The sequence below is a fragment of the Holdemania filiformis DSM 12042 genome (genome assembly GCF_000157995.1).
In the GTDB taxonomy this organism is placed as follows: Bacteria; Bacillota_I; Bacilli_A; order Erysipelotrichales; family Erysipelotrichaceae; genus Holdemania; species Holdemania filiformis.
Genome location: NZ_GG657555.1, coordinates 58809 through 71765, shown reverse-complemented (window position 1 = coordinate 71765; position 12957 = coordinate 58809). Strand labels below are relative to the sequence as shown.

At 51.4% G+C, this 12957-nt stretch carries 11 protein-coding genes; 1 reads left to right on the top strand and 10 read right to left on the bottom strand.

Annotation, left to right across the window (positions count from 1 at the left end):
- From HOLDEFILI_RS05610 to HOLDEFILI_RS05580, 7 genes are all read right to left on the bottom strand, one after another.
- Nucleotides 1–483, bottom strand: a complete 483-nt coding sequence (locus HOLDEFILI_RS05610; protein WP_006058549.1) for a Sec-independent protein translocase subunit TatA/TatB — start codon at nt 481–483, stop codon at nt 1–3.
- A 100-nt stretch (nt 484–583) separates the two neighbouring features.
- Nucleotides 584–1909 carry a helix-turn-helix domain-containing protein gene (locus HOLDEFILI_RS05605; RefSeq protein WP_006058548.1) on the bottom strand — a complete coding sequence of 442 codons (1326 nt, stop codon included), beginning with the start codon at nt 1907–1909 and terminating at the stop codon, nt 584–586.
- A gap of 103 nt (nt 1910–2012) precedes the next feature.
- Nucleotides 2013–3197 (bottom strand): elongation factor Tu, encoded by a 1185-nt coding sequence (tuf, locus tag HOLDEFILI_RS05600; protein ID WP_006058547.1) that lies wholly within the window; start codon nt 3195–3197, stop codon nt 2013–2015.
- A 78-nt stretch (nt 3198–3275) separates the two neighbouring features.
- The gene (gene fusA / locus HOLDEFILI_RS05595; protein WP_006058546.1) at nt 3276–5354 is read right to left on the bottom strand and encodes an elongation factor G; all 2079 of its coding nucleotides are present in this window, start codon (nt 5352–5354) and stop codon (nt 3276–3278) included.
- A 39-nt stretch (nt 5355–5393) separates the two neighbouring features.
- Nucleotides 5394–5864 carry a 30S ribosomal protein S7 gene (gene rpsG / locus HOLDEFILI_RS05590; RefSeq protein ID WP_006058545.1) on the bottom strand — a complete coding sequence of 157 codons (471 nt, stop codon included), beginning with the start codon at nt 5862–5864 and terminating at the stop codon, nt 5394–5396.
- Between the two features lie 14 nt (nt 5865–5878).
- Nucleotides 5879–6298, bottom strand: a complete 420-nt coding sequence (gene rpsL, locus HOLDEFILI_RS05585) for a 30S ribosomal protein S12 (RefSeq protein ID WP_039864122.1) — start codon at nt 6296–6298, stop codon at nt 5879–5881.
- A gap of 377 nt (nt 6299–6675) precedes the next feature.
- Nucleotides 6676–7698: a MerR family transcriptional regulator gene (locus tag HOLDEFILI_RS05580; RefSeq protein ID WP_006058541.1), complete on the bottom strand. Its 1023-nt coding sequence runs from the start codon at nt 7696–7698 to the stop codon at nt 6676–6678.
- 214 nt (nt 7699–7912) lie between these two features.
- Between HOLDEFILI_RS05580 and HOLDEFILI_RS05575 the strand changes: the two genes are divergently transcribed.
- On the top strand, nt 7913–9361 hold the full coding sequence (locus tag HOLDEFILI_RS05575; RefSeq protein WP_006058540.1) for an FAD-dependent oxidoreductase: 1449 nt from the start codon (nt 7913–7915) through the stop codon (nt 9359–9361).
- A 183-nt stretch (nt 9362–9544) separates the two neighbouring features.
- Here HOLDEFILI_RS05575 and HOLDEFILI_RS05570 read toward each other — a convergent pair whose 3' ends face one another.
- The 3 genes from HOLDEFILI_RS05570 to HOLDEFILI_RS05560 all read right to left on the bottom strand — a co-directional run bounded on the left by HOLDEFILI_RS05570 (nt 9545) and on the right by HOLDEFILI_RS05560 (nt 12327).
- A complete protein-coding gene (locus HOLDEFILI_RS05570) occupies nt 9545–9946 on the bottom strand; it encodes a metal-dependent transcriptional regulator (protein WP_006058539.1) in 402 nt (133 codons plus the stop codon).
- A gap of 159 nt (nt 9947–10105) precedes the next feature.
- Nucleotides 10106–12100, bottom strand: coding sequence for a ferrous iron transport protein B (gene feoB, locus HOLDEFILI_RS05565; protein WP_006058538.1), 1995 nt, complete (start codon nt 12098–12100; stop codon nt 10106–10108).
- Nucleotides 12100–12327: a FeoA family protein gene (locus HOLDEFILI_RS05560; RefSeq protein ID WP_006058537.1), complete on the bottom strand. Its 228-nt coding sequence runs from the start codon at nt 12325–12327 to the stop codon at nt 12100–12102. The genes feoB and HOLDEFILI_RS05560 overlap by 1 nt, the downstream gene beginning before the upstream one ends.
- Between the last annotated feature and the right edge of the window lie 630 nt (nt 12328–12957).

Here is a 12957-nt window from a genome sequence, read left to right as displayed (position 1 = left end):
TTACGCGTTATGCGAGCGGCGGCCCGCGGTTTTCGCAGCTGGACGCTGACGGCGCGGTGCTTTGCGGCCGGTATACGTTTCCGCTAACGACGGCGTTTCTTCAGCCGTTTCCGCAACGGCCTGTGTTTCAACTTCCGCGGCGGCGGTTTCGGTCACTTCCGCTTCGATAACCTCCGGCTTGGCTTCTTCTTTCTTCGCCGGCTTGCCAATCGACTTGAACGATTTTGTCACGTCGTCAATCGACTTGTTGACATCCTCTTTCAGCGACACGATCGGTTCAATCGCTTCCTTTAACGGCGCGCTCGCTTCATCGAGCGGTTCAACGATATTCTCGCGGATGTCCTTGGACAGATCGCCTGTCACTTTCTTGACTTCTTTCAGCGACGCCCCCAGCTTTTTCGCGTAGATCGGAAGCTTCTCCGGTCCTAAGGCCACCAACGCGATCACGCAGATCACGATGATCTCGGCAATTCCTATCTTCATACCCCGTTTCTCCTTTGTGAGATTATTATAACAAGTCGTCCGGAATTTGTATAGCGTTTATTTATATTTTTACCATTTTATTTTTTGATATATTGACCATTCACGTTAAAACGCAGACCGCCTTACAGGTTGGCAGCTTCTTTTGCAGCCAGCCGCAGAGCTTTTCAGCCTGATCCAATTCCCGCTCAGAACGGCAGGCCAGCTCAAATTTCCAGTTTTTCGTGACCCGGGTTCCCAGCCGGGCATAGACCTGGGCGATCAATTCTTCAAACTCCTGCTGATCCTGCGATTCAAGCAGACAATCCATCCGCAGCTGCAGCGTCACGCTCAGCTGGCGCTGGCGGACGATATTCATCAACAAGTCGAAACCATACCACGTCAGAACCCGCTGCTGCCCAAGCATCAGGACATTATCAGGATGATACAGATCAAGCTTCAGCTCCAGCGCCGCCGCTTTTGCTTCAGGACCTTCGCGTAGCCACAGATACTGCTGGTACAGACGGGTATCCGTTTTCACATAATCCAACTGCCGCTGCTGAACCGCGACGCAGCGCAGACCTTCCGTTAACGGCAGCCTTTCCTCGTCCGGACAGCGCCCTTGGGTCCACCGGCTTTTCCACTGACTCGGCGTCATCTGGAATTCCTGCTGGAAATTGCGGTAAAAATATTTGGAGTCGGAAAAACCGCACGCCTTGCAGATCCCGGCGTTGCTTTCTGCCGTAAACAACAGCCGGCGCTCCGCTTCCCGCAGCCGGCAGCGGCTGACGCATTCCAGAAACGTCATGTTGTCGTTCTGTTTCCACAACTGGGCAAAATAACTTTTCTGCATTTTCTCGGCGTCTGCGGCCTGCTGCAGCGATAGCTTCTCCTCCAGATGCGTTACAATATAATCCAGTATCCGGTAATACCGCACAAATTTATCTTCGCTGACCGCCCGAAACTGCCGGTTGACTTCATTTTGAACATTATATTCCATGACCAGCGTCAGACCGAGCTTTTCTTCCATTAACGGCCGCTGACTTGCTTTTTCTTTCTGATTGAACAAAGCATAGGTTTCCAAAATATCCTTTAAGAAAATACAGTCGCGGTAAACCAGCGATACCTCGCGGGTCTGATCGGGATCGACTAACGAATCCACCAGCTGAACACGGTCGGCATAGGGATAGCTGACCTGCGGCAGCAGTGCGGTTTCAATCTCTACACACAAGGCCGTACAGCCTTCGCGCGATGTCATGGCCCATACTTCCCCGGCATTCACAAAAAAAACATCCCCGGCGCTCATTTCACTCAGACGGCTGAACCGCTTCACCTGGGCACAGCCTTCCAAAATCGCGACAACGCTCAAGGCAGAAGCGGAATACCGCAGCGCCGTCTGATGAAAACGCAGAACTTGAGAAGTAATGTAATCATGTCGGAATGGTTTCATACGGGTTTTCTCCTGTTTTTTATTATACCATCGCCGTTTCCCAAACGCAAAAAGAGATCCGCAAGGGATCTCTTTTCAGGAATTTTTTAACGATGACCGAAACTTATTTAATGATTTCGATAACGTTTCCGGAACCAACGGTACGGCCGCCTTCACGGATAGAGAACTTTGTTCCCTGTTCAACGGCGATCGGAGCGATCAGTTCAACCGTCATTTCAACGTTGTCGCCCGGCATGCACATTTCAACGCCTTCCGGCAGTTTGATGACGCCTGTAACGTCCGTTGTACGGAAGTAGAACTGAGGACGGTAGTTGGAAACGAACGGTGTATGACGTCCGCCTTCTTCCTTCGTCAGAACGTAAACCTGAGCCTTGAATTCCGTGTGCGGATGAACGCTTCCCGGCTTCGCCAGGACCTGTCCACGCTGTACTTCATCACGGTTAACGCCACGCAGCAGTGCGCCGATGTTATCGCCCGCTTCAGCGAAGTCCAGCAGTTTACGGAACATTTCGATACCGGTAACAACCGTCTTCTTGGAATCATGGATACCAACGATTTCAACTTCTTCGCCCAGCTTCAGGATACCACGTTCAACACGGCCTGTCGCAACAGTACCACGGCCTGTGATCGTGAAGACGTCTTCGACAGCCATCAGGAACGGCTTGTCAGCGTCACGTTCCGGAGTCGGTACGTAGCTGTCAACCGCAGCCATCAGTTCGTCGATCTTGCCCTCCCAAGCCGGATCGCCTTCCAGAGCCTTTAAAGCGGAACCGCGGATAACCGGAGCGTTTTCGCCGTCAAAGCCATATTCGCTCAGCAGTTCGCGAACTTCCATTTCAACCAGGTCGATCAGTTCTTCATCGTCGACCATGTCGCACTTGTTCAGGAATACAACGATTGCAGGAACGCCTACCTGGCGAGCCAGCAGGATGTGTTCACGTGTCTGAGGCATCGGTCCGTCAGTTGCCGCAACAACCAGGATCGCGCCGTCCATCTGAGCCGCACCTGTGATCATGTTCTTGATGTAGTCAGCGTGGCCCGGGCAGTCAACGTGAGCGTAGTGGCGAGTTTCAGTCTGGTATTCAACGTGAGCTGTGTTGATTGTAATACCGCGCTGCTTCTCTTCCGGTGCGCCGTCGATCTGGTCGTAAGCTTTCGCTTCCGCCATACCGTTCTTTGCCAGGTGGTTTGTAATAGCGGCTGTCAGTGTAGTTTTACCATGGTCAACGTGACCGATGGTGCCGATATTGACATGCTCTTTAGATCTGTCAAATTTTGCTTTTGCCATTTTGCAAATTCCTCCTAATTTTCCATTCAATTAGCCAAGTCTATTTTAAGATAAACGTCCGAAGAAATCAAGGTCAGATTACTCAGCGGAAGCGTTTTTCTTGGCGATTTTTTCAGCAATGCTCTTCGGGACTTCTGAATAGTGGTCCATCTGCATTACATAGTTGCCGCGGCCCTGGGTAAACGAACGCAGGTCCGTGGAATAGCCGAACATTTCAGACAGCGGTACGAAAGCGCGGACAACGATCGCGTTGGCACGTTCTTCCTGATCGCGGATCTGACCGCGGCGCTTGGTGATGTCGCCCATCACGCTGCCGAGGTATTCGTTTGGTGCTGTAACTTCAACCGACATGATCGGTTCCAGCAGAACCGGCTTACATTTCTTCGCCGCTTCTTTCAAGGCCATTGAAGCTGCGATCTTAAACGCCATTTCAGACGAGTCGACTTCATGGTAAGAACCGTCGAACAGCGTAGCCTTGATATCGACAACCGGGTAACCGGCGACTAAACCGTTGTTCAGGGCAGCTTCCAGGCCTTCCTGAGTCGGCTTAATGTATTCGCGCGGAACGGTGCCGCCGACGATGCCGTCGACAAACTCAAAGCCCTTGCCTTCTTCGTTCGGGGCAAACCGGATCCAGACGTGACCATACTGGCCGCGGCCGCCGGACTGACGAACAAACTTACCTTCACATTCAGCTTCCTGACGGATGGTTTCACGGTAAGCAACCTGCGGCGCACCGACGTTGCAGTCCACCTTGAATTCACGGCGCATCCGGTCGACGATGATGTCGAGGTGCAGCTCGCCCATACCGGCGATGATCGTCTGGCCGGTTTCTTCATCCGTATACGTCTTGAACGTCGGATCTTCTTCCGCCAGCTTCGCTAACGCCAGGCCCATCTTATCGGAGTCCGCTTTGGTCTTCGGTTCGACAGACATCTGGATAACCGGTTCCGGGAACACCATGGATTCCAGAACGATCGGCGCTTTTTCATCGCACAGCGTATCGCCGGTCGTCGTGGCCTTTAAGCCGACTGCCGCCGCGATATCGCCCGCGTAAACTTCCGTGATTTCCGCACGGTGGTTCGCGTGCATCTGAACGATACGGCCGAAACGTTCACGGGTATCCTTCGTCGCGTTGAGGACATAGGAACCCGCAGTTGCCATACCCGAGTAAACGCGGAAGTAAGTCAGACGGCCGACGAACGGGTCCGTCGCGACCTTGAAGGCCAGCGCCGAGAACGGTTCTTTATCGTCTGCGTGACGAGCTTCCTGCGTGCCGTCTTCCAGGTGACCCTGGATCGCCGGGATATCCAGCGGGGAAGGCAGGTAATCAATAACCGCATCCAGCATCAGCTGTACGCCCTTGTTCTTATAAGCGGAACCGCACAGAACCGGGAAGAACTCCGAGGAGCAGACGCCCTTACGGATCGCCGCTTTGATTTCAGGAATCGTCGGCTCTTCGCCTTCCAATACCTTCATCATCAGTTCATCATCGTAATCCGCTGCTTTTTCGATCAGTTCAGCCCGCAGCTGCTGCGCCTGTTCCAGCATATCCGCCGGGATTTCCTTGACTTCCATCTTGGTTCCCAGATCATCCGCATAGAAGATCGCGTTCATTTCCAGCAGGTCGATGATGCCGCGGAATGTGTTTTCCGCACCGATCGGCAATTGGATCGCCGCCGCTTTCGCGCCTAAACGATCGCTGATGCTGCGAACCGACATCATGAAGTCTGCGCCGGTCGCATCCATTTTATTACAGAAGACGATCCGCGGGACCTTGTAGTTTGACGCCTGACGCCAAACGGTTTCCGTCTGCGGCTCGACGCCTGCTTTCGCATCCAGAACCGTAACCGCGCCGTCTAAGACACGCAGGGAACGTTCAACTTCAACCGTGAAGTCGACGTGACCCGGAGTATCGATGATGTTGATGCGGTGACCTTTCCAGGAAGCGGTGGTGGCGGCGGAAGTGATCGTGATGCCACGTTCCTGTTCCTGCGCCATCCAGTCCATCTGAGAAGCGCCGTCATGGGTTTCTCCCAGTTTATGAGTTTTTCCGGTGTAATAAAGGATACGTTCCGTTGTGGTGGTCTTGCCAGCATCAATGTGAGCCATGATTCCGATATTACGGGTATTTTCTAGCGAAAATTCACGAGCCATAAATTTCTCCTTTCGTAACTCTGCAGATTCTGCAGCCGCTTACCAGCGGTAATGAGCGAAGGCCTTGTTGGCTTCGGCCATCTTGTGGGTATCTTCCTTCTTCTTGACGGAAGCCCCAGTGCCGTTGGCCGCATCCATGATTTCCGCAGCCAGGCGCTGTTCCATGGTCTTTTCATGGCGCAGACGGCTGTAGTTAACCAGCCAGCGCAGACCCAGCGTCAGTCTTCTTTCAGAAGAAACTTCGATTGGTACCTGATAGTTGGCGCCGCCGACACGACGAACCTTCAGTTCCAGCAGCGGCATGATGTTGGACAGAGCCTGTTCAAAGACTTCCATCGGCTGACGTCCCGTCTTCGCTTCGACGATATCGAAAGCGTTGTACAGGATATCCTGAGCGACGTTCTTCTTGCCGTCCAGCATCAGCTTGTTGATTAAGCGAGTGACCAGTTTCGAATTGTAAATTGGATCAACCAATACATCTCTCTTCGCAATATAACCTTTTCTTGGCATGTGTTATTCCCTCCTTATTTCTTAGCTTTCGGCTTCTTTGCCCCGTACAGAGAACGGCTCTGATTCCGGTTGGCAACGCCGGCGCAGTCCAGAGTTCCGCGGATGATGTGGTAACGGACACCTGGGAGGTCCTTAACACGGCCGCCGCGGATCAGAACAACACTGTGCTCCTGCAGGTTGTGACCGATTCCTGGGATATAAGCTGTAACTTCCATTCCGTTGCTGAGACGAACACGCGCGTATTTACGCAGCGCCGAGTTCGGCTTTTTCGGTGTCATGGTACCGACACGGGTGCAGACGCCTCTCTTCTGTGGAGATGCGATGGTGGTGGCCTGACGCTGCAGGCTGTTGTAACCTCTGTTTAAAGCCGGGGACTTCGATTTCCAAACCTTGTTCTCACGGCCCTTGCGGACTAACTGATTAATCGTTGGCATGGTTTTTCTCCTTTCGATCTTTTCAAGCACACACTTCCAAGCGTGCCATTTCTTGGCATAAATATAAGTTTCCGCATAGGAAACCCTTATTCGTAGCTAAGCGAGGTTAATTCTAGCGGATAATCGGTGAATTGTCAACGAGAAAAGAACAACCTTTTTAGAAATTACGCATTTCTTTTCCATTTTCTCCGCAATCCACTGACTCAGGCGTTGCATTTGTTGATTTTCTTCATTTTCCAGCTCTTTTTTATATACCCCGCACTGCCGCGTTTATTCCTCAGCCGGCAAAAAAATAACGGAAAAGCTTCCTGTCCCAATCCTTCCTTTATCTAATTCAGCATCGACGGCCGGTTCTTCCTCCTCTGGAAACAGGTCTTTTAATAAGATGACGGCTTCAGCCACTCCTGCAGCTGCTCAACAGTGCAGCTGGAAAACAAACTGCAGCTAAAGGTATAAACCAGAAACAGATCAGAATTCAGACCTTGCCCTAACTCAAATTTCCCGTGCAGCGTTGTCTTCAGCCGTTCGATCAGCGGAAGCGGCGCGGGATCTTCCTGAATGTTCTTCAATATCGCTTCCAGCCGGCGCATGCACAATGTGAAACGATCGCTGAACTCCATCATCAGGCCCAGCAGCGCACTCTGATAAAATTCCAGGGTCGGGCGCAGGATCAGCTCATACAGCAGCACCCAGACCACCTGAAGCTGCTCGTCTTCATTCAGAAGACGGCATTGATTTAAAAGCTCCGCTTCAAAAGGCTCCAGCGAATCACCCTGCGACAGCCTCAGAAACAGCGCATACTGCGCCTCCGTCGACCGCTGGATCTGCTGCGCGCTCAGATGGTAAATCAGCTGCTGCAGAACGGTTAGATTCTCTTTAAACTGCAGTCTCAGCTCAGACGAAATCCGATCCCACAAAAATTGCCGGTACGGATCCACTTCAATATCCAAAAAAGGCGCTAACAACAAAATCGCGATCATCCGCGCATCCGAAACTACCCCCAGCGAATCTGCCAGATGGTTGGGAGGCAGCGGATCAAAATGCTGGCGCGGCAGCTTCAAAAGCAGATCCGGCGTCGCGTTGCAGGGAATGCGTTCGAGAATATACCGGATCACTTCCAGCTGTGCTGCCATTTCATTGATTTTCTGTTTACGCTGGTAGACATGGCGATGAAGGAAGAAATTCAATGAGATCGGATAGCGAAACGCCTCATGGATGACTTCGATGGGAAGATCCAGCTGCCGCAGGCGCTGAATAATTTCCAAGGTCTTCACGTCCGCCTCGCTTAAATCATAATAACCATTCTGATTCTTAGCGGGTCTGACTAATCCTTCCTGAATGTAGAAATGAACGGCTTTGCGGCTTAATCCTGTTTTCTTGCATACTTCCTGAACGCGCATGGAAAATCACCCCAGCCAAAGCATACCCGTACAGGACAGATTTTTCAAGAAAGAATGTGAAAATAATAATTAAATGTTCAGAAATGCGAAAAAACAAGATCACAAAGGCGGAAAAAGGGAAGAAAAATCCGGCTTGACTGTCCCGGTAACGGATGTTGTATTCTGAAATCAGAAAGAAAGACTCATCAATGATGAGTTAAAAGAGGAAAAAGAGATGAAACTGAAAAAGATCTTCTTACCCCTTCTGGCAGCGCTCCTTTTCGCCGGATGCAGCGCCGCGCCGGAAGCACCGGCCCCGTCTGGTAAATTTGACGCGGAAGTCGATTACCTGATCGTAGGCGGCGGAGCGGCCGGCATCGCCAGTGCGGTTGAAGCCGCGGATCAAGGGATTGAAAACATCATGATCGTTGAAAAAACTGGAATGCTGGGCGGCGCCGCCGTTTACTCCGGGGGCATTTTCGGTGGTGTGGAAACCCAAGTCACCCAAGCATTGGATCTGCATGTCGACATCGAGGACATCATTGCGGAGCAGCAGCGGGAAAAGCACTACATTCTGGACGAAGAATTAACCCGTTTAACGATTGAAAGCGCAGGCAAAACGATCGACTGGATGATCGACACTCTGGGCGTTCAATTCCAGCCGGAAGTCATCGTCAAAGACGGTTACGGTACGTTCCAGACTATTCATCTGGTAGAAGGCGAAGGTTCCGGCTTACGCGAACCGTTTGAAAAAGCCATTGCGGACCGCGCCATCGACGTGCGGCTGAATACGGAAGCCACCGCTTTAATTATGGAAGACGGCCGCGTCATCGGTGCGGAATGTGTGAACGAGAATGGCGAAACAATTCGGATTAAATCCAAGGCGACGCTCATGGCGACCGGCGGATACAGCGCCAACGGGGATTTAATGGCGGCGGTTGCCGAGCAGAACCGCTATTTCCAGACGTCGAATTTAGCTTACCAAACCGGCGATGGCCTGGTCATGGCGACCGCGGTGGGCGCCGGCGTTCAGAATCTTGATCAGGTTCAGGTCTATCTGCGCGAAGTGGAAAACCGCACGAGCCAGTTCCCGTATATGTTTACCATTTTTGTCGGTCAGGATGGCCGCCGCTTTATGGATGAGAAAAGAACGGCGCAGACCTGGAATCAGGAAATCAAAGATGACGTCGTCGATCTTTATGGAAGAACCGGCGTTGATTATTTCTGGAGTCTGGCCGATGAGGCGTCGCTGGAAATGATGCAGATCGCAGATGCGGCCAAGGATCATGAAGGGGTTGTCGTCGCAGATACGCTCGATGAGCTGGCGCAGAAAACCGGAATCGACGCGGAAGCCTTAAAAGCAACAGTGGATCGCTGGAATTCTTTCGCGGCGAAGATGGAAGACGAAGACTACGGCCGCACGGCGCAGTTCTGGTTCCCAATCTCGACAGGTCCTTACTACGCGTTAAAGACAACGTTCTTCTCGAGCGTTTGTCATGGCGGCATCACCAAAAACCAAAACGCTCAGGTTACGCGGATTGACGGCAGCGTCATCGACGGCTTGTATGCCGCAGGCGAAGTCACAACCGTTACCAATTCCAACGGCTATACCATTTCTAACGCGATGACCTTTGGAAGAATCGCGGCGCAGCACGCCGCGGCTTCCATTCAAGCAACGAAATAAACTTCCAAGTCGTCCTCACGATTCGATCTGTTACCGGAAAGTGAAGAGGGCATAAGTAAAATCAAGGATCGCGATCACAAGAAATACTTTATTCAAAAAACGCCGCAGAAAAAATCATGGCGTTTTTTATACAATCTCTTTGTTATAAGCAACAGAAAAGCGGCGCTGAGCCGCTTCCTTCCGTTATTGACTTGATTTCTGTTCGCTGCGTTCCAGAGCTTCGGTTAAGAAAATCCGCAGTTTATCCATGGTTTCATCGCTGACGCAGTGTTCCATGTGACAAGCGTCTTCCTCTGCCGTCGCCTCGTCGATCTCAAGCATTTCCGTCAAAAACCGCTTGAACAAGACATGCCGGCTGTAAACCTTTTCCGCATATTGCCGGCCGGCCTCGGTTAAATGGATCGTACCATAAACTTCCTGATGAATATATCCGGCATCCTTCAGGACGCCCATCGCCTTATTGACACTGGGCTTGCTGACATGAAGCATGGCGGCGATATCGCTCATTCTGACGCTCGGGTTGCGCTGTTCCAGAATCAATATGCTTTCCAGATAATTTTCTGATGATTCATTAATGCGTTCCATAATGATCCGGTCCTCGCTTTCTGATGTTAATTATAACAAATCCTTTAAGCTTGGACAACTAAACCGCTTTCTTTCTCCGCAAATTCGGCGGGTAAAATCCATCGCCGCAACTTTGGATCTTCTCCGGCAGCTTTTCATTCTTTAATATCGTCTGCTTTCCTATATAAATAAGGAAACGACATGGTACACGACAAACGATACGCAGTACGCCACGCTGATCTGAAAGCCCATCGACTTAAGCGTATATTTCCAGCTGCCCGCTTCTGAGTGAATCGCGGAAATTGCCGCGACACACGGCGCGTAAAGCAGCACGAACGTCATAAACGCGATCGCCGAGGCTGGCGTGAAGACACGGGTCAGAACGCCGGCGAGCTGCGAAACATTGCCGACGTTATACATGACCGCCATTGATGACACGACGCTCTCCTTCGCGATCAGTCCGGAAATCAGCGCGATTGCCGACTGCCAGTGACCAAAGCCAAGCGGAATCAGCAGCGGCGCGATCAGGCGGCCGACAGTGCCCAGAATACTGGAAGTAGGATCCGTTACCGGCTGCAAGGTGAAGCTGAAATTCGTCAGCACCCACAACAGCACCGTCATCGAGAAGATGATCGTTCCCGCTTTGATCAGAAACCCTTTGGCTTTCTGCCACATGTGGATCATCGTGACCTGAAACGACGGAATCCGATACGGCGGCAGCTCTAAAATAAACGTGGATTCATTGTCTTTAAACACCGTGTGACGCAACAGGAAACCGCAGCCGACAGCGACCAGAATTCCCAATACATACATGCTGAAGATCGCGATGCCGGAATGCTCCGGAAAGAAGATCCCGGCAAACAGGGCATAGACCGGCAGCTTCGCGCCGCAGGACATAAACGGAATCAACAGAATCGTCATCTTGCGGTCTTGTTCGTGTTCCAGCACCCGCGAGGCCATGACCGCCGGCACCGTACAGCCAAAGCCCATCAGCATCGGAATGAACGCCTTGCCGTTCAGCCCGATCTTGCGCAGCATTCCATCCATCAGAAACGCTGCCCGGGACATATATCCGCTGTCTTCCAGCACCGATAGGAACAAAAACAGAAGCATGATCTGGGGCATAAACGACAGCACGCTGCCTACCCCGCCGATCACCGTGTTGACCAGATCCAGCGCCCACGGCGCCACGGCCATCGAAGCCAGCGCCGCTAACAGATTTTCCGCTAGCACGTCGTTGATCAACATTTCGACCCAGCCCTTCAGCCCTTCGCCGATCGGGCCAAAGGTCACGATGAACATCAGAAATAAGATAAGAAAGAAAACCGGAATCCCGAGATACTTATTCGTGACGATCATGTCGATCCGGTCGGAAACCGAGGTTTCGCTTTCGCGTTTTTTTACGCACTGCTTCATCATCGCTTCAATTAACGAATAACGCATATCCGCGACCGCCATGTCGATTTCCTGTTGACCGCGCTGATCGCAGAACTGCTTCTGCAGGGCGTGCAGCTCGTCTAACTGGGCGTTGGACATCCGCAGATCGCGGACGATTGCCTCATCATTTTCCAGCATTTTCATCGCGTAGAACTTGTCGTGCACATGATCGTGCTGGCAGGCTTCACGGATCACACTGATCTGTTTTAAAATGGTTTCCGTCGCCGGGTCATAGTCCAGCACCGAGCTGTGCGTGTTGTGAACCAGCTCATGGATCAGCTCCGCCATGCCGCTGCCGTTTTTTGCGCTGATCGCGACGACCGGCGTGTCTAACAGCGCCGACAGCTGTTTTAAATCAATCGTAATGCCCTTGCCTTTCAGCTCGTCAAGCATGTTCACCGCGATGACCATCGGGATGCCCAGTTCTTTCAGCTGTAAGCTCAGGTACAGGTTGCGCTCGATGTTGGTACCGTCAACAATGTTTAAAATCAAATCCGGATGTTCGTCCATGATGAAATCGCGCGCGACGATTTCCTCCATACTGTAAACGGACATCGAATAAATCCCCGGCAGATCGACCAGCGTGATTTCGTGCTCCTCAATCTGAAAGGAACCTTCTTTTTTCTCAATCGTAACGCCCGGCCAGTTGCCGACATGCTGCTTGGAACCGGTCAGCCGGTTAAACAGCGTCGTTTTTCCGGAGTTCGGATTGCCTGCGAGAGCGACTTTAAAATTCATCAGCCGACCCTCCTGACTTCAATCGTTTTGGCTTCATCTTTGCGCAGCGATAATTCATAACCGCGGCAGCGGATCTCGATCGGATCGCCCATCGGTGCTACTTTTCTGATAAACAGGACTGTGCCTGTGGTAATTCCCATATCGATCAGACGTTTGCGGATCGCCCGTTCCCCGCTGACGCCGAGAACCTCCGCCTTTTCGCCAACCTGACAATCAAATAAGGTCATGCCACTCCCTCTTTCTAACTATATCAGTACAATTTTAGCATGGTCCCCCGGCATGTCAACGGATTTTGTTAAGATTAACTAACTTTATTAGCATAAGGCAACATTATGACCGCAGCTTCCCGCAGGCAACCGTTGGAGAAAGAAAAAAGGCTCTCCGCTGCCAGCGTGGAAAAGCCTTGATCCGATCATCCTGATTGGATTTTAATTGGGGAAATAGTTAGGAAATACAGAGGTTAGGATGATCTGTTCGTGGAAGCTGCGGAATTTTCATCCTGTCCAGCAGGAGTGAAAACCCGGGACCGCAGCCCTCTTGTTCAGTATCGCAGGAAAGAGGAGATTAAATCTGCGATTAAGTTAGTGTTATCTAACTTATGACATAATGTTATCACAAGGTAACTTCTCTGTCAACAACAAAATAAAAAACAGATCTTTTTCTGCCGTCATCCATCTTTGCAGCTTTCATTCAACCAGATCATCCAATCCTAGATCCAGCCTTATAAAACAGATTATTTAATTTCTTCAACAAATACGAAACGCGATATCTTCTGAATGTCGTTACCAAACTCCCTGAACAAAAATCGGTCACATTCGTCAAAAACACATTTGAAGCCTATGTATGGATAAACAACC